The organism is Flavobacterium lindanitolerans, from assembly GCF_002846575.1.
GTDB classification, from domain to species: Bacteria; Bacteroidota; Bacteroidia; order Flavobacteriales; family Flavobacteriaceae; genus Flavobacterium; species Flavobacterium lindanitolerans.
Window position 1 is genome coordinate 281,746 of sequence record NZ_PJND01000009.1, and the last position, 17,277, is coordinate 299,022.

14 protein-coding genes are annotated in these 17,277 nt (G+C 37.9%); 11 read left to right on the top strand and 3 right to left on the bottom strand.

Annotated elements, in window-relative coordinates; genetic code table 11:
* The first annotated feature begins 1 nt into the window (after position 1).
* Together fumC and B0G92_RS13905 are read left to right on the top strand one after the other, a co-directional pair.
* Entirely contained in the window at positions 2-1,399 is a 1,398-nt protein-coding gene (gene fumC / locus B0G92_RS13900) for a class II fumarate hydratase (protein ID WP_101472665.1), read from the top strand.
* Between the two features lie 234 nt (positions 1,400-1,633).
* Entirely contained in the window at positions 1,634-2,926 is a 1,293-nt protein-coding gene (locus B0G92_RS13905; RefSeq protein ID WP_143395048.1) for a hypothetical protein, read from the top strand.
* A 1-nt stretch (position 2,927) separates the two neighbouring features.
* Here B0G92_RS13905 and B0G92_RS13910 read toward each other — a convergent pair whose 3' ends face one another.
* Together B0G92_RS13910 and corA are read right to left on the bottom strand one after the other, a co-directional pair.
* Complete coding sequence (locus tag B0G92_RS13910; protein ID WP_101472667.1) at positions 2,928-3,632, bottom strand: DUF1003 domain-containing protein; 705 nt, start codon at positions 3,630-3,632, stop codon at positions 2,928-2,930.
* Between the two features lie 47 nt (positions 3,633-3,679).
* On the bottom strand, positions 3,680-4,762 hold the full coding sequence (corA, locus tag B0G92_RS13915; protein ID WP_101472668.1) for a magnesium/cobalt transporter CorA: 1,083 nt from the start codon (positions 4,760-4,762) through the stop codon (positions 3,680-3,682).
* A gap of 137 nt (positions 4,763-4,899) precedes the next feature.
* Here corA and hutI point away from each other — a divergent pair, with 137 nt between their 5' ends.
* The 3 genes from hutI to blaCHM are packed head-to-tail and all read left to right on the top strand — an operon-like array spanning position 4,900 to position 7,479.
* Positions 4,900-6,135: an imidazolonepropionase gene (gene hutI / locus B0G92_RS13920; RefSeq protein ID WP_101472669.1), complete on the top strand. Its 1,236-nt coding sequence runs from the start codon at positions 4,900-4,902 to the stop codon at positions 6,133-6,135.
* A 3-nt stretch (positions 6,136-6,138) separates the two neighbouring features.
* Positions 6,139-6,699 (top strand): hypothetical protein, encoded by a 561-nt coding sequence (locus B0G92_RS13925; protein ID WP_101472670.1) that lies wholly within the window; start codon positions 6,139-6,141, stop codon positions 6,697-6,699.
* Positions 6,700-6,726: 27 nt separating this feature from the next.
* Positions 6,727-7,479 (top strand): CHM family subclass B1 metallo-beta-lactamase, encoded by a 753-nt coding sequence (gene blaCHM, locus B0G92_RS13930; protein WP_101472671.1) that lies wholly within the window; start codon positions 6,727-6,729, stop codon positions 7,477-7,479.
* A 99-nt stretch (positions 7,480-7,578) separates the two neighbouring features.
* On the opposite strand, the gene B0G92_RS13935 is transcribed toward blaCHM, so the two are convergent.
* Positions 7,579-8,460 (bottom strand): type IV pilus inner membrane component PilO, encoded by an 882-nt coding sequence (locus B0G92_RS13935; RefSeq protein WP_056073237.1) that lies wholly within the window; start codon positions 8,458-8,460, stop codon positions 7,579-7,581.
* A 108-nt stretch (positions 8,461-8,568) separates the two neighbouring features.
* Between B0G92_RS13935 and B0G92_RS13940 the strand changes: the two genes are divergently transcribed.
* From B0G92_RS13940 to B0G92_RS13965, 6 genes are all read left to right on the top strand, one after another.
* The gene (locus B0G92_RS13940; protein WP_101472672.1) at positions 8,569-9,609 is read left to right on the top strand and encodes a formimidoylglutamase; all 1,041 of its coding nucleotides are present in this window, start codon (positions 8,569-8,571) and stop codon (positions 9,607-9,609) included.
* Positions 9,610-10,284 (top strand): response regulator transcription factor, encoded by a 675-nt coding sequence (locus B0G92_RS13945; RefSeq protein ID WP_056073232.1) that lies wholly within the window; start codon positions 9,610-9,612, stop codon positions 10,282-10,284.
* A 3-nt stretch (positions 10,285-10,287) separates the two neighbouring features.
* Positions 10,288-11,640: a sensor histidine kinase gene (locus B0G92_RS13950; protein ID WP_101472673.1), complete on the top strand. Its 1,353-nt coding sequence runs from the start codon at positions 10,288-10,290 to the stop codon at positions 11,638-11,640.
* A gap of 94 nt (positions 11,641-11,734) precedes the next feature.
* Positions 11,735-13,021: a TolC family protein gene (locus tag B0G92_RS13955; RefSeq protein WP_180326451.1), complete on the top strand. Its 1,287-nt coding sequence runs from the start codon at positions 11,735-11,737 to the stop codon at positions 13,019-13,021.
* A gap of 27 nt (positions 13,022-13,048) precedes the next feature.
* Positions 13,049-14,125 (top strand): efflux RND transporter periplasmic adaptor subunit, encoded by a 1,077-nt coding sequence (locus B0G92_RS13960; RefSeq protein WP_101472675.1) that lies wholly within the window; start codon positions 13,049-13,051, stop codon positions 14,123-14,125.
* A 7-nt stretch (positions 14,126-14,132) separates the two neighbouring features.
* A complete protein-coding gene (locus B0G92_RS13965; RefSeq protein WP_101472676.1) occupies positions 14,133-17,222 on the top strand; it encodes an efflux RND transporter permease subunit in 3,090 nt (1,029 codons plus the stop codon).
* Positions 17,223-17,277 lie beyond the last annotated feature (55 nt).

A 17,277-nucleotide genomic window follows, 5' to 3' on the forward strand; every position in this document is an offset into this window, starting at 1 on the left:
AATGGAATACAGAATTGAAAAAGACACGATGGGTGAAGTGCAGGTTCCTGCAGATAAATATTGGGGAGCCCAAACGGAGCGTTCCAGAAACAACTTTAAAATTGGACCGTCGGCTTCTATGCCAAAAGAAATCATTGAAGGTTTTGCCTATTTGAAAAAGGCTGCTGCATATGCCAATCATGACCTTGGTGTTTTGCCTGTTGAAAAGAGAGATGCTATCGCTCAGGTTTGCGACGAAATTCTGGCTGGTAAACTGGAAGGAGAATTTCCTTTGGTAATCTGGCAAACAGGTTCGGGTACGCAAAGTAACATGAACGTTAATGAAGTAATTGCAAACAGAGCTCAGGTTTTGGCTGGTGGTAAAATTGGTGAAGGTGAACAGTTTATAAAAGCAAACGATGATGTAAACAAGTCACAATCTTCTAACGATACCTACCCTACAGGAATGCATATTGCAGCCTACAAAGCGGTGGTAGAAGTAACAATTCCTGGTGTTGAAAAATTAAGAGATACACTACATGCTAAAGCCGAAGCTTACAAAAATGTAGTAAAAATTGGCCGTACTCACTTAATGGATGCTACACCATTGACTTTAGGTCAGGAAATTTCAGGCTATGTAGCTCAATTGAACTACGGCTTAAAAGCAGTTAAAAATACATTGGCACACTTGTCTGAAGTAGCTTTGGGCGGAACAGCCGTAGGAACGGGATTAAATACTCCTGAAGGTTATGATGTAAAAGTTGCTGAATATATCGCAAAATTCACAGGACATCCTTTTGTTACGGCTCCTAATAAATTTGAAGCACTGGCCTCTCATGATGCCATTGTAGAAACACACGGTGCCTTAAAACAATTGGCTGTATCATTAAACAAAATTGCAAACGACGTAAGAATGTTGGCTTCCGGTCCACGTTCAGGAATTGGAGAAATCCTTATTCCGGAAAATGAACCGGGTTCTTCAATCATGCCAGGAAAAGTAAACCCTACACAATGTGAGGCATTAACGATGGTTTGCGCTCAGGTTATGGGTAATGACATTGCTATTACAATTGGCGGTACACAAGGACACTATGAATTAAACGTATTCAAACCTTTGATGGCTTCTAACTTCCTGCAATCGGCACGTTTGCTAGGAGATGCCTGCGTTTCTTTTGATGAGCACTGTGCACAGGGCATTGAGCCAAACTATACGCGAATCAAGGAATTGGTTGACAATTCGTTAATGCTTGTAACAGCATTAAATACTAAGATTGGTTATTATAAAGCAGCAGAAATTGCACAAACAGCACACAAAAACGGTACTACACTAAAAGAAGAAGCCGTTCGTCTTGGTTATGTTTCGCCTGAGGATTTTGATGCCTGGGTTAAACCGGAAGACATGGTGGGAAGCTTAAAATAATTTTTAGTCCAACCTTCATTCTGCCAGGGTTTAAAACCCTGGCAGAGTTAGAAGCTTAGAAAAATAGTAAAAAGCCTGAAGTAAACTTCAGGCTTTTTTGTTTCCAATCAAAATCACAGCATACTATAATTAAATTTTAAACGTTTAAGTAAGCATTCAACAATACTTTATGTAAATTTTTTCTATTTTAAAAAATTCTTATATTCGTAATTATCATCAATCAATCAAATACAAATGACTAAGACTCACCCCCTAACCGAGAAAAAATGGTCGGCTGGCCGTAAGTTTCTTACCCTGTTTCTTATTTTCTACCTGTTTCTTTACATGTTTCCTTTTCCGTTTGACCAGATTCCCGGAGTCAATATCCTAACAGGCTGGTATGAAGACGCTATTGACATCATAACCCTATGGGTTGGAAAAAACATATTGCAAATCGAAAAGTTACAGCAAATTATCAACACTGGCAGTGGCGATACTACTTTTAATTACGTAAGGCTTTTTGCCTATATACTAATAGCTTTACTTGCTTCAATTATTGTCTTTTTTATTACCAGGAAAAGAATCAATTATGACAGGCAGTATTATTGGATTATAGTATATGCCCGTTATTACGTTGGATTGTATCTCGTTATCTATGGCATATTCAAACTTGTCGAGGGGCAGTTTTCCTTTCATGATTATGGTCGCCTTGAAGAAAACTTTGGTGATGCTACTCCAATGGGATTGCTCTGGACATTTATGGGCCACTCTAAAATATATGGAGGTTTTACCGGAATCATTGAAGCCGGAGCCGGTTTTCTATTACTATTTCATAACACCAAAACATTAGGCGCCCTACTTAGCGTGGCCGTAATGAGCAATGTAGTATTAATGAATTTTTGCTTTGACGTTCCTGTAAAATTATTCTCGAGCCACTTGCTACTCATTTCCATCATTATTCTAATACCTAACTTAAAAAAGCTTTATAACTTTTTTATACTCAACAAAACCGAAACACTTGACCATTGCAAACTGGTTTTTGAAAACAAATGGAAAGTCAGAGCAAGAACTATTGGAAAAACATTATTGATTTTGGGCTTCACCGTTGATATTGTTTTAATGGGAGTTGATTATATGCGCACCAATGGCTCATTGGCACCAGAAGCACCTCTAAAAGGTAGCTACCATACAACCGCTTTCTATATCTCAGAAAACGATTCGCTAAAAAATACAGAAGACAAAAAAATACTGTGGAACAGGCTGCATATTTCCGGAAACTATGGCAGTATCCGTACCGAATCCGACAGTACAAATTATTATGCTATAAAAATTGATACGCTTAAAAATACAATAGAATTTAAATCCTATCGCGATACGACAGACATCTCCGTATTGCATTATGAAGAAAAAGCACCAAAAACATTTCTTTTAAAAGGAAAATTCGGAAAACAGAACATACAGGCAGAATTCAATAAAAAGTCATTGAATGATTATCGCTTGGTCAATACCGGCTTCCATTGGATACAGGAATATCCGAATAACCGATAAATTATCCGTGTTTTTTGTTTTCAATCTTTTTCAAAATATCCTCCATCATATCCATCTGTACTTTCTGGATTTCAACCAATGATTGTTCCTGATGCAGTAAAAGATGGTCGATTTTTTCGTGGAGCATTCTGATTTCCAATTCTGATTTCAGGTTAATCATATAATCCTTTTTAGCCCTTTCGCGGTCTTTTTCTTCCTGTCTGTTCTGGCTCATCATAATGATAGGCGCCTGTAAAGCTGCAATACAGGACAGAATAAGGTTTAAAAGAATAAACGGATAAGGGTCAAAACCTTTATTGAGGAGTATAAATACATTTCCGACAATCCATAAACAAAGGAAAGCCATAAACGACAGTATGAATGTCCAGCTTCCGCCAAAAGAAGCTACTTTATCGGCTATCTTCTGGCCTAGCGTAAATTCCTGGATTTCATCGTCCAGCTTATCCGCCAGAATCGTATTGTCATTCAATGCTCTTAAAACGGTCTGCTCCATTTCAGAAAGGTCACCTGTTTCTTTCAGAAGCATTTCGGCTATATATCTTTCACGGAAAGAACGCAATTCATCAACAGACATGCATTTATCATTTTCAAAATCAGGATGTTCTACCTTGATAAAATCCAATATTGATTTTCGGACAACCTTTGCTGTAACTCTTTCATTTTCCGGAAATTCTTTTCCTGAAATATCGCTTTTAAATTTTTTCATAAAAGAAAATAATTGATAGTGGATAGTTTTTAGTGGATAGTTGATAGTTAGAACCAGTGTTTTCTTTTGAAATAGTAGACCATGCCAAGCACCGTTAGGAACATCACACCTAAAACTATAAAATAGCCGTTTTCCATTTTCAGCTCGGGCATATTTTCAAAGTTCATTCCGTAAACCCCTACTATAAAAGTAAGTGGCATAAAGATTACAGAAAATATGGTGAGTGTTTTCATGATCTGGTTCATGCGCTGGCTTTGAGAGGAAAAGAATACGTTTGATGCACTATCCAGTGATTTCAAATCATAATCAATCTGTTCCAAAAGCTCAAGGCTTTTTTGATAAAGGCGTTCAAAAAAAGCATAATTGGATTTTTCAATGCTTCCGAAACCATCATCTTTTTGGTGGGTTTTCAAATTAAAAAGGGCATCACGCAACGGGATGATAGAACGTTTCAGGAAGTTCAGATTTTCACGCTCCTTTTCTATGTTTTCTAAAAAGACAGACTTGTAACTGTTTTTGGCTTCCACAAGCAACGCTTCAATGCCGTTTTCATAACTCTCTATCGTTATAAAAAAGTTTTCCATGACAGCATCCAGCAAAAGATACAGCAGATAATCACTTTTCTTCTTACGGACAATACCGCTATGCGTCTTGATTCGTTCGCGAATGTGCGTAAAAAAGTCGCTCTTTTTTTCCTGAAAAGAAACCAGTAGGTTGTCCTTCAGCAAAAAACTAATCTGTTCAACCCTAACAACGGCCGATTCTTCTTCCTGCAGAATAGATTTGATACTAAAAAAAAGAACGTCGTCAAGCTCGTCCATTTTTGTCCTTCTCGAAACATTCAGTATATCGCCAATGATAAAATTCTGGATATTTAAAAGTTCGCCTATGTCCTGGATTAGTTTTACATCATGAAGACCATGCACATTAAGCCATTTGACATCCTCGGCCTGCAACGGGTCTTCAATTTCTTTCCGTACGCGGTCAAGTGAAACTTTTTTATATTCTTCATATCCCAAATCATCATATACAAACAGCTGCATTTCAACCGTATCTGTATTATGGATGCCTGTATATTCAAAATAATTGGGCTGTACTTTTCGGACTTCCTTATAACGTATTCTTCTCAAGACATTTTAATTTGTTATAAAGATAGGAGTTTTTAAAATTCCATTTACATTTACAAAAATATTTCCGCCTGATATCGAGAAGCCTGAAAAGCTGCCAAACCCTACTCTATCGGGTCAATTTGCAAACATTACAAAAGATGAAAACACTTCTGATTAACATACAAGAATTACTCCAGGTAAGGCCTACTCCTATTGACAAGGTTTCCGGAACGGATATGGCAACGCTACCTGCCATCCAAAATGCCTTTCTTCTTATTGAAAACAATCTGATTAGCGATTTTGGAAAAATGGAAGACCTTCCTAAGATTCCTGAAGCTCAAATTATTGATGCAACCGGAAAAACAGTACTTCCAGCCTGGTGCGACAGCCATACACATATTGTATATGCCGGAAATCGCGTACAGGAGTTTGTTGACCGTATCAACGGTTTGTCGTATGAAGAAATTGCCAATCGCGGTGGTGGTATTTTAAATTCGGCAAAAAAATTAAATGAAACTTCAGAAGAAGAAATCTACCAACAATCCAAAGAACGCCTGAAAGAAGTCATGAAACAGGGTTCCGGAGCTGTAGAGATAAAATCAGGCTACGGACTAACAGTCGAGGGCGAACTGAAAATGCTCCGCGTTATCAAAAAATTAAAAGAAAATTATCCGGTAGCCATAAAGGCTACTTTTTTGGGCGCCCATGCCTTTCCTAAGGAATTTAAAGAAAATCATTCCGGTTATATTGATGTTATCGTGAATGAAATGCTTCCAAAAATAGCCGCAGAAAATCTGGCCGATTATATCGATGCTTTTCTTGAAACGGGTTATTTTTCTGTTGAAGAAACAGAAAGAATCATGGAAGCCGGAAAGAAGTATGGTTTGCCTGCCAAAATCCATGTCAACCAATTTACAGCCATCAACGGGATTGAAGCCTGTGTAAAACACAATGCCCTTTCTGTTGACCATTTGGAAATCGTAACCGATGAAGATATTGAAATACTGAAAAATTCCGATACGATGCCAGTCGCATTGCCTTCCTGCTCCTATTTTATCAGTATTCCATATACGCCAGCCCGAAAAATGATGGAAGCCGGACTGCCATTAGCTTTGGCAACCGATTTTAATCCGGGAACCACACCGTCCGGCAATATGAACTTTGTAGTGGCAACAGCCTGTATTAAAATGAAAATGACACCGGAAGAAGCGATTAATGCCGCTACTATTAACGGAGCCTATGCTATGGGACTTTCAGAAACCCACGGTTCTATTACCAAAGGAAAACGTGCCAACCTGATTATTACCAAACCAATCACTTCTTTTTATCAATTGCCGTATGCTTTTGGTACCAATTTGATTGAGCAGGTGATTATTGAAGGGAAATTGGTTTGATAAATGAATCATTATCTGTACAAAAACTTCATAGTTGAAGTACTGAACGAACCTACATACGAATTGGGGTCAACGAATAAGGATTTCAACTATGAAAAGATTTTTTTCAGCGATGACGGACAAGAATATCATCCTACGTCTAAACATGGAATTAAAATTTACAGAGATAATCAGGTCATCACCGGTTCTCTGCTAATTGGTTCAGGTGGAGCAACAGGAGTGTATCAAAATTCATCTTTAATTGACGATAATGAATTACTCATTTGCTGTTGTGATACCGTATTTTGCATAGCGCTTCCAACTCTGGATTTAAAATGGAAAACAAAAGCTGATTGGGCAACATGTTTTAGAATCTTCAAACAGGACAATGACTACATTGTACATGGAGAAACTCAAATTTCAAAACTTGATAAAGGCGGAAATATAAAATGGGAATTTGGCGGTGCAGATATTTTTGTTTCATTAGATAATGAAGAAGTGTTTACAATTGAAAATGATGGTATTTCACTTATTGACTTTTCAAAAACAAAATACAAGATAAATTTTGATGGAAAATTGGTTTGAAGTAAAACATTTTAATAACTATAAACAATGATTAAAAATATCTTTACTGCTATTTTATTCTATTTTATTGCCATAAGTTGTAATTCCCAGAAAAAAGACAATTTTAAAGCAAAAGAAATTTATAAATCTGATAATCTGACCATTACTCAAATATCAGAAAATTCTTTTATCCATACTTCATTTAAACAAACCAATGATTTTGGCAATGTTCCCTGTAATGGACTCATAGTAAGAGACAATAATGAAACTATTGTTTTTGATACGCCAGTCAATAACACTATTTCAGAAGAATTAATAAAATGGATAAATGAGACTCTTCATTCAAAAATTAATGCCATTATTCCAACTCACTTTCATGACGACTGTCTTGGAGGATTAGAAGCATTTCATAATCACAATATTCCTTCTTATGCCTATATTAAAACCGTTGAATTAGCCAAAGAAAATAATTTTACTATTCCTAAAAATAGCTTTAATGATTCCGTAATATTAAAAGTGGGAGATAAAGAAACCATTACAAAATTTTTCGGAGAAGGCCATACAAAAGACAATGTTGTTGGTTATTTCCCAAGTGAGAATATATTATTTGGAGGATGTTTATTAAAAGAACTAAAGGCAAGTAAGGGATATTTAGGAGACGCCAATATTTCCGCCTGGTCAAATACGGTTGAAAAAGTCAAAAGGGAATATCCTGATGTAAAAATTATCGTTCCGGGACACGGAAAATATGGAAACCATGAATTACTTGATTATACCATTAAGTTATTCAAAACTCAATAAAAATTTAGCTATTGGCAGAATAGAACGGAAACCATGGTTAAAAAAAGGAGCCAATTGGCTCCTTTTCTATGCAGTTTAAGTTTTGGTGTTTTGTTTGTCTTATTTCAGCGTAAAGCTTGTTTTTGAAACCAGTGTTCCTTTGTCAAAAATATTTACAAAGTAGGTGCCTTTTTCAAAATCTACGCCATTGCCGTCCAAAAATTCGCAGACATCTACTGCTTTATTTTCATAGGCCACTGTAGTTGTGAAACTGTAAGTCAATGACATATCGCCAAAAGCTTCTGTTTTTTTCTCACCTAACACGTTGTTTTTGCTGTCGATGATTTGAACGTAGTACAGCTTGTTTCCTGATTTGGCAACCTCATTTTGCGCAATAGCAAAACAAACTTTAAGCTTATCCGCTCTTCTTGCTCTTTCGGTTACAACCTGTTTTCCTGAACTTCTTTCTTTGATGGCTTCAGTTCTTAAATTCATTACTGTTAGCTTCGAAGCTTTTTCAACGGTTTTGGCCAGATTTTCATTTTGAATGACCAATGTGTCGTTAAATCTTTTAGCTTCTCCTAAGGCCATAGAAATACTGTCATTTTTGGAAGCTAAAAGCGAATTCTGATTTTTCAGTAATCCGTTTTCTTTCGCTAATGCATTAAATTTGGCGTTAAGAGCATTGTATTGGCTTTGGTATTTTTTCAGAGAAGCCACGTCTCCTTTTGATTTTTCGAGGTCAGCCATCAGTTTGACAACTTTTTCTCTTTCTGCAATCAGCTCATCCGATATGGATGTGTTTTCTGCGATAGCAGCATCTAATTTGGTTTTCAGAGCGGCGAGGTCATTCATTGCAGTCTCTTTGTCCTTGACTAAAAGAGTTTCTGTAGATTTTGCATCGCTGCTCATTTTGTACATGTAGACTAAACTCCCCGCGAGCAGAATTGCCAAAACGACGATAATCGCTTTTAAGCTCGAATTGCTTTTTTGATTTTCCATAATAGTAGTGGTAATGGTTTAAACAAATTAAATAATTTTTTGGGGGATTTATAAGACACTTAACGTAAGTTTATATAATTATATTATTTTTGAACCTAAATATTTTTTATGGAAAAGCTTATTCCCTTCACTGTGCACGATTTAGCAAGAGTAACTAATTTTCGAAGCGGTGAGGTTAAATTTGGCGAAAAAATGCAGACCATCCCAAAAGGGGCGGATGCTTCAGAATACCTAAAAAATTCCGATGCGAAATTTGTGTTGTTCGGAATTCCGGAAGACATTGGCGTACGGGCCAATTACGGACGACCGGGAGCTGCTTCTGCCTGGGAAAGTACTATAAAAAGCATTGCCAATATCCAGCACAACCGCTTTAGCAAAGGCAACCAGATTTTAGTCCTGGGCCATTTGGATGTGGCCGAAGAAATGAAAGAAGTAGAAAATCTGGATTTTAATATTATTGAAGAACGCAAACAGCTTTCCAAAGTAGTAGAAAAGATTGACAAGGAAGTTTCACATATTATTTTCAATATCGTTAAAGCCGGAAAAATTCCGGTTATTATAGGCGGCGGACATAACAATGCCTATGGAAATATCAAAGGAACTGCTCTTGCCAAAGGAAAAGCCATTAATGCAGTTAATTTTGACGCCCATTCCGATTTCAGAATATTGGAAGGAAGACACAGCGGCAACGGTTTTTCGTATGCGTATGAAGAAGGCTTTCTGAAAAAATATTTTGTTTTTGGGCTACACGAAAGCTATACCTCCAAAAGTGTGCTGCATGAAATAAAAAAACTGGAAGACAGGGTTCGAATCAATACCTATGATGAAATCAACATCCGCAAAGAAAAAGATTTCAGATTGGAAATGGAAAGAGCGTATTCGTTTATCCGAAATGACTTTTACGGTATCGAAATTGATTTGGATTCCATTCCCGGAATACCAAGCAGCGCGATGACATTGAGCGGCTTTTCTGTAGAAGAAGTACGCCAGTTTATCCATTTTTTCAGCCAGGACCCAAATGCGTGCTATCTCCATATTTGCGAAGGAGCTCCTGATTTGGGAGATTCCAAAAACAGCCATCTGGTTGGAAAATTAATAGGTTATCTTGTAACCGATTTTATGAAAGCCAAGAGCGAAATAGAAAAATAGATGAATATACTTCTCATTGAAGACGACAAACGAATCAGCGATTTTGTAATCAAGGGACTGGAAGAAAACGGTTTTTCCGTTACCCTTGCCGTTACCGGAGAAATTGCACGTGAAATGGTGTCGGAAAACGAATGGGATATCATCCTGATGGATATTATGCTGCCCGGCATAGATGGGATACAACTTACGAAACTCATCCGATTCAAAAAAAACCATACCCCTATTCTGGTATTGAGTGCGCTGGATGATGCAGACAATAAAGTAGCTGCCTTAGATAGCGGTGCTGATGATTATCTGGTTAAGCCTTTTCATTTCAAAGAATTGATTTCGAGGATAAATGCGTTGACAAGAAGAACCAAATTCAATTATAAAGAAAAAGAACAGGTTTATTTTTGCCATAACCTGACGGTCAATCTTGACGAGCATTCCGTTTTTCAAAATGACCAGCCTATTGATTTGTCGCCAAGAGAATACAAACTGCTTTTGTTTTTATTGGAGAACAAGAACAAGGTCGTTTCCAGAACACAAATCCTAAATGCCGTTTGGGGCATCCATTATGACAATAATACGAATGTGGTAGACGTATATATTTCTTATCTTAGAAACAAAATTGACGAAAACCAGCATAAATTCATCCATACCATCAAAGGAACCGGCTACATGCTCAAAGAATAGTTTATGAAAATCCGAAACCGCTTAACGTTAATCTCATCCCTTACTTTTGGATTTGTTTTCATTATCGCGTCGGTTTTGATTTATTTTGCATTCTACAACAGTTCTGAAAAGGTTGTCTTTAAAGAATTGCAGAAAACCTGCCTGCTCTCTGCCATCTATTATCTTGAAAAAGATGAACTCCCGCACTATGAACACTCCGCTATTAAAGAACAATTTGAGGAGAATATCCAAAATGATATCGTTCGGGTTTACGACCTCAATAATGTTATTGTTTATGGTGAAAAGGAAGCCGACAGGAACATAAATCCTACGAATCTTAACTTTATCCGCAAAAACAAAAAACTTAGCTTTAAGTCCAACAACCACTTTTATTACGGAATCTTTTATAATGACAACCAGGGAGATTTTGTGGTATTTGTAAAAACAAAAAGCGAAGTATTTAAGTCGCAAACGAACCGATTGCTGGTTATTATGATTGTCGTTTTATTTGGTGGACTATTTTTGATTTTCCTCCTGAGCCGTTTACTTTCCAATATTGCCTATCGCCCAATTACAAATGTTATCAACCAGGTTAATTCGATGGAATTAAGCTCCTTAGACGATCCTATCTTATCTTCTAATACAAATGACGAAGTACAGGAACTGATAGCCACATTCAACAATCTTTTGAGCCGTCTTTCGGATACTTTTGCCATACAAAAGAATTTTATCAACTACGTTTCACACGAGTTTAAAACGCCTTTAGCTTCAATTTCCGGAAATCTGGAAGTTTTTGCCCAAAAGGACAGAACGCCGGAAGAATATCAAAAAGTAACTTCGGAGGCTTTGGAAAATGTCTACCATATCGAAGAAATACTAAACAATCTTATGATGCTTTCCGGACTGAAAACTATCCATCAGGAAAATGAAACTTTCCGTATTGATGAAACCGTTTGGGACATCAACGACCAGATTTTTGAAACACACGAAAAGCAGGAAATCGGTATTGATTTAGACGTAAAAAATGAGGAATTGCTATCCGTTAAAGGTAATGAAGTGCAAATCAGGCTGGCATTGTACAATCTGATAGAAAATGCCGTAAAATATTCAGAAGGAAATCCTATAAAAATTTCACTTTCAGAGGTAAACAATCAACTTCAAATTATAATAGAGGATTATGGGAAAGGTATTCTAAAAGAAGACCTGAACTACATACAGCAGACCTTTTATCGTGGCAAAAATGTAGGCAATATCAAAGGAAGCGGTATTGGACTTTCACTGGCAACTATTATTTTTAAGCAAAACAACATACAATTTACAATTCATTCAGAAGAAAACTCCGGAACCCGTATTACACTACTGTTTCCAAAACTCTAATCGTTTTCTAATGTTGGATTAATCTACTTCTAATGCGGCTCAAATAGGGCTATAATCTTTGCGATATAGATTTGCAGTCATAAATAGACTCAAATTGAAACGCATTTTTTTTACCGCCATTTTTACAAGCTTTTGCCTATCCGGCAAAGCACAGAATACTACAGCAAGAGATACCGTATCGGTTTCCAGGGCTGAAGCCGAAACTATTTTTCTAAAAAACAACCTGAGACTGCTGTCTGAAAAGCTGAATATCGACCAGGCAGAAGCTCAGGTAATCCAGGCCAGATTGTGGCCAAATCCGCGTTTGGAAGTGGGTGAAATCAACTTGTGGTCAAATGCAAAATCAGAACAGCTTCCTCCCATTTTTGGAAATTGGGGAAAAACTTCTGAAGTAACTGTTGGTTTGGAACAACTCATCTATACGGCACGAAAAAGAAAGAAGCAGATTGAAATGGAAAAAGTAGGCGTAGAAATAGCACAGGAATATTTTCAGGACTTCCTGCGTATTCTAAAAGTCGAATTCCGAAACAACCTGACGCAGTTACAGTATACTCAGGAAAAACAGAACCTGTATAAAAAGCAACTGACTTCTATCCAAAAACTTCTTACTGCTTATTCCAATCAGGCGAAACAAGGGAATATCAGCAAAAGCGAATTCATCCGTCTGAAAGCCTCCGAACTCGAATTTGTAAAACAATTAAGCGATTTGCAAAAAGAAAACAACCAGCTCCAAAAAGAGCTTAAAACGCTGATGAACCTTCCTCCGCAAAGCTATCTTAAAATAAGCATAGACAAATTCGTCCCGGATTTGGATAAAGTAGCCAATATCAATCTTGCTGAACTGGCATCTTCTGCTTTGGAAAACCGTCCGGATGTAAAGGCATCGGTTCTTGAAGAGAAATACAATAACCGGAAATATAAATATGAATTGTCACAACGCACACCTGATGTCACTTTATTAGCCAGTTATGACAGAGGTGGAAACATCATGAATGACTTTGTGGGTGTGGGATTTGCCATAGACCTTCCCTTTTTCAGCAGAAACCAGGGAAACATCAAATCTGCCAAAATAGAAATCCAAAAAAGCCAGTATATGAAAGAAGAAAAAAACAATCAGGCACAGAATGAAGTCATTCAGGCTTATGAAGATTTGGTCGTATCCAAAAGATTATACGAAAATATCGAGGCCTCTTATGAAAAAGACTTAGATCTGCTTTTGGAAAGCCATCAGAAAAACTTCACCTTGAGAAACACCAGCATGTTGGAATATCTGGACTTTGTCAATGCTTATCTCGAAAACAAAACCATCATTCTGGATTCTAAAAAAGAACTGAATGAACATTTTGAGGAACTGCAGTTTGTAATAGGCAAAGAGCTTTAATCTTCTCTAATTCAGAAAACACATATCATGAAATATATCTATTTAATGCCATTAGCGTTGCTTTTCAGTTGTAACGAAAAAGAAACTGTTACTGAAAAAAACGAAAAATTCTGTCTCAACGACGACCTTAAAAAGAAAGTCACCATTGAAGAAATAAAAAGAGAACCCGTTTCAGAAACTTTTACGCTGACCGGAAATGTTACTTACAATTCTGATAATGTGATACAGTTTACAAGCCTCATTAATGGCGTGGTAACCAACACTTATTTTTCTTTGGGCGATTATGTCAAAAAAGGACAGGTATTGGCCGAAATCAAAAGTACGGAACTTAACGGATTACAATCTGAAAATAAATCGGTTGAATCACAATTGGCTGTAGCACAGCGACAGCTTGCCTCCGTGAAATCAATGTTTGAAGACGGGATTGCATCCCAAAAAGACCTTATTCAGGCAGAAAGCGAAGTCAAAGTGCTCAAAGCTTCACTTGAAAATATAAAAAGTAACCTGGCATTGTATAGTGCTAGTCCTGAAAAATCTGTGTTCCAAATCAAGGCTCCGTCCAATGGTTTTATAGTTGCCAAAAACATGAGCTCAGGAATGCAGATTTCTTCAGGCAGCGAACCCCTGTTTACCATATCCGACCTGAATGAGGTTTGGGTTATGGTTAATATTTATGCAACGGACATGCAGAATATCAAAGAAAATATGGAGGTGAAAATCAAAACACTGGCTTATCCGGATGAAGTCTTTAGCGGAAAAATTTCGGCTTTATCGCAAGTATTCGATGCTGAAGAACATGTCTTAAAAGCACGAATCGTGATGAAAAATACTGACTTGAAGCTAAAACCGGGCATGTCTGCTGATATTATCCTGAACAAATCCAACGCTCCTGCTGAATCCTTACTTGCGGTACCGGTAAAAGCTGTGATTTTTGACGACAATCAAAATTTTCTGGTTGTCTACAAAGACGATTGCAATCTTGAAATCAGACAGGTAGACCCTGTAACTAAAAACAGGGAGGTCGTTTATTTCGACAAGGGAATCCAGGAAAATGAAAAAATTATTTCTAAAAATCAGCTGCTGATTTATGAAAGCCTAAAATAACATTACAATGCAAAAGCTAGTACAAAGTATAGTAGCATTCTCGCTCAAAAATTCGCTTATCGTATTCTTTGCAACCGTGTTGTTGTTTGCCGGAGGAATCATAAGTTATATGCACACTCCTATTGAGGCATTTCCGGATGTCACCAACACAAGAGCGCGAATCATCACGCAATGGCCGGGACGAAGCGCCGAAGAAGTAGAAAAATTCATCACCCTGCCCATTTCAAAGCAGATGAATACCATCCCGAAAAAAGCGGAGGTTCGTTCCATTTCGCTTTTCGGATTGTCTGTTGTTACGGTTCTTTTTAACGAAGACGTAGACGATTTTTATGCCCAACAATATGCCTCCAACAGAATGGCAAGTGTTAGCCTTCCCGAAGGAGCCGATGCCGAAATTGACCCGCCTTATGGTGCCACCGGTGAAATTTTCCGTTATGTCGTAAAGGGCAACCTGCCTATAAAAGAACTTACTGCCATACAGGACTGGGTAATTGAACGGGAATTGGTTTCGGTTCCGGGTGTTGCTAACGTAGTAAGTTTTGGTGGAGAAGAAAAAATCTACGAAATAAAAATCAATCCGACAGAACTTGTCAACTATGACCTCTCGCCTCTTGACGTTTATGAAGCGGTTTCCAAAAGCAATATCAATGTGGGTGGTGATGTCATACAGCGTGGTGACCAGGCTTATGTAGTGCGTGGTGTGGGCTTACTGGACAATATTGACGATATCGGAAACATACTGATTGAAGTAAAAGGTTCTACTCCTATTCTGGTAAAACACGTCGCAGAAGTAAAAATTGGTTCTAAACCCCGATTAGGACAAGTAGGATTAGACAATAATGACGATTTGGTAGAGGGAATCGTTGTCATGCTTCGCGGAGAAAATCCAAGTGAAGTTATTGCCAACCTAAGAACCCGAATTGACGAACTGAATGAAAGAATCTTACCAAAAGGGGTTACTATTGAACCTTTTATAGACAGAACGGAATTGGTCAACACCACCGTCCATACGGTTACAAAAAACCTGATTGAAGGTGTATTGCTCGTGTCGCTGATTGTTTTCATCTTCATGTATAACTGGCGTACGACCGTTATTGTTGCCTCTGTAATTCCGCTTTCGTTTTTGTTTGCCATCATCATGTTGCGCATACAAGGACTTCCGGCCAACCTGATTTCTATGGGTGCGCTTGATTTTGGATTGCTGCTGGAAGGAACACTCGTCATTGTGGAACAGGTTTTTGTCTCGCTCGAAAAGAAAGCGCATAAGGTGGGAATGCAGCGTTTCAACAATATGTCAAAAATGGGACTTATCAAAAAAAGTGTGGGAAGCGTGGCAACCTATATTTTCTTTGCCCTAATCATATTAATCGTTGCCCTGTTGCCTATTTTCTCTTTCCAGAAAGTAGAAGGAAAAATGTTCTCCCCGTTGGCATTTACTTTGGGCTATGCTTTAGTAGGTTCATTGATATTGAGCCTTACTTATGTTCCGGCGATGTGCAAGGTGCTGCTAACCAAAAACATTGTTGAAAAGGAAAACAAGATTTCCCGATTCTTTAGAGAGAATCTTTATAAAATGTTCCAGTGGAGTGAAAAGCATCGCAGGGCTACCGTATATGGTTTTGTAATCCTGCTCGCCATTTGCTTTGGACGATTTATGTTCTATGGTTCAGAGTTTATTCCTAAACTGAATGAAGGAGCCATCTATATTCGCGCTACGTTACCAAACAGCATCAATCTTGATGAATCCGTACGTCTCACCAAAGAAATGAAAACGAAGCTCCAGAAATTTGACGAGGTAAAATTCATCCTTTCCCAAACCGGAAGGCCAAATGACGGAACCGACCCAACCGGCTTTTTCAACATTGAATTTCACATGGAACTGAAACACCAGAACGAATGGAAAAGGAAAATTTCAAAAGAAGACCTGATTGCTGAAATCAAAGAAAAGCTTGAAGAATATCCGGGCATCAATTTCGGGTTCAGTCAGCCAATTCAGGATAATGTTGAAGAATATGTAGCCGGAGTAAAAAGTCCGCTGGTTATCAAAATATTTGGTGATGATTTGTTCAAACTGGAAGAATATGCCAATAAGGTAGCCAAATCAATTGCTCCTGTAAAAGGTATTGAAGATGTGAATGTGTATAAAAATATTGGGCTGCCGGAATTGCGAATCCAGTTGCATGATTCAAAAATGGCGCGCTATGGCGTAAAAACTTCTGATGCACAGGCAGTAATTGCGATGACAATTGGCGGTCAGGCGGCAACTACATTCTATGAAAACGAACGTATGTTTGATGTTAGAATCCGTTTTGAAAAAGAATACAGAGACTCTAAAGAAAAAATAGAAAATATCCTGATTCCTGCCATGGACGGTAAAAAAGTGCCGCTGCGTGAAATTGCAACGGTCAGCTATCAAACCGGGCCAACCTTTATTTACAGAGAAGGTAACAGCCGTTACATTGCCATTGGTTTCAGTATTGAAGGACGTGATTTGGGCAGTACTATCGCAGAAGCCCAGAAAAAAGTAGCTGCCGAAGTCAAGCTTCCGAAAGAAAATACCATGAAATGGGCCGGTGAATTCGAAAGTAAGGAACGTGCTTCCAAACAATTAGCAATTATTGTTCCGGTGGTATTATTATTTATACTGTTCCTGCTGTATTTCAATTTTGGAAACATGAAAGACACATTGATTGCAACCAGTACGATTCCGTATGCCTTTGCGGGAGGTTTCCTTTCGTTATGGATGACAGGAACCATCTTCGGGATTTCCGCAGGTATTGGTTTTATTATCCTTTTTGGAGTTAACACTATTAACGGAATCATTTTGATTGCCGTCATGAAAGATAATCTTCGGGCTAAAATGCCTTTAAAGCAAGCCATTTCCGAAGGTGTTTACAGCAGAATTCGTCCCATTGTGATGATTGCGCTGATGGGTTCCATGGGTCTATTACCTGCGGCGCTTTCATCAGGGATGGGTTCCGAAATCCAAAAACCTTTAGCCATTATGATTGTAGGCGGCCTGCTTTTCTGTATGATTTTTTCATTGACTGTCCTGCCGCAGGTATTTTATATCGCCTATAGAAAAAAACATGAGTAGTTGCATGTTGGTTTGTTTTATTTTTGGTTAATAGGGTTCAAAGCTCCAATTATTG

Bases quoted from the DNA above. Each gene is read 5' to 3' on its own strand.
- fumC (WP_101472665.1), top strand. From the start codon at position 2: ATGGAATACAGAATTGAAAAAGACACGATGGGTGAAGTGCAGGTTCCT.
- B0G92_RS13905 (WP_143395048.1), top strand. From the start codon at position 1,634: ATGACTAAGACTCACCCCCTAACCGAGAAAAAATGGTCGGCTGGCCGT.
- B0G92_RS13910 (WP_101472667.1), bottom strand. From the start codon at position 3,632: ATGAAAAAATTTAAAAGCGATATTTCAGGAAAAGAATTTCCGGAAAAT.
- hutI (WP_101472669.1), top strand. From the start codon at position 4,900: ATGAAAACACTTCTGATTAACATACAAGAATTACTCCAGGTAAGGCCT.
- B0G92_RS13925 (WP_101472670.1), top strand. From the start codon at position 6,139: ATGAATCATTATCTGTACAAAAACTTCATAGTTGAAGTACTGAACGAA.
- blaCHM (WP_101472671.1), top strand. From the start codon at position 6,727: ATGATTAAAAATATCTTTACTGCTATTTTATTCTATTTTATTGCCATA.
- B0G92_RS13935 (WP_056073237.1), bottom strand. From the start codon at position 8,460: ATGGAAAATCAAAAAAGCAATTCGAGCTTAAAAGCGATTATCGTCGTT.
- B0G92_RS13940 (WP_101472672.1), top strand. From the start codon at position 8,569: ATGGAAAAGCTTATTCCCTTCACTGTGCACGATTTAGCAAGAGTAACT.
- B0G92_RS13945 (WP_056073232.1), top strand. From the start codon at position 9,610: ATGAATATACTTCTCATTGAAGACGACAAACGAATCAGCGATTTTGTA.
- B0G92_RS13950 (WP_101472673.1), top strand. From the start codon at position 10,288: ATGAAAATCCGAAACCGCTTAACGTTAATCTCATCCCTTACTTTTGGA.
- B0G92_RS13960 (WP_101472675.1), top strand. From the start codon at position 13,049: ATGAAATATATCTATTTAATGCCATTAGCGTTGCTTTTCAGTTGTAAC.
- B0G92_RS13965 (WP_101472676.1), top strand. From the start codon at position 14,133: ATGCAAAAGCTAGTACAAAGTATAGTAGCATTCTCGCTCAAAAATTCG.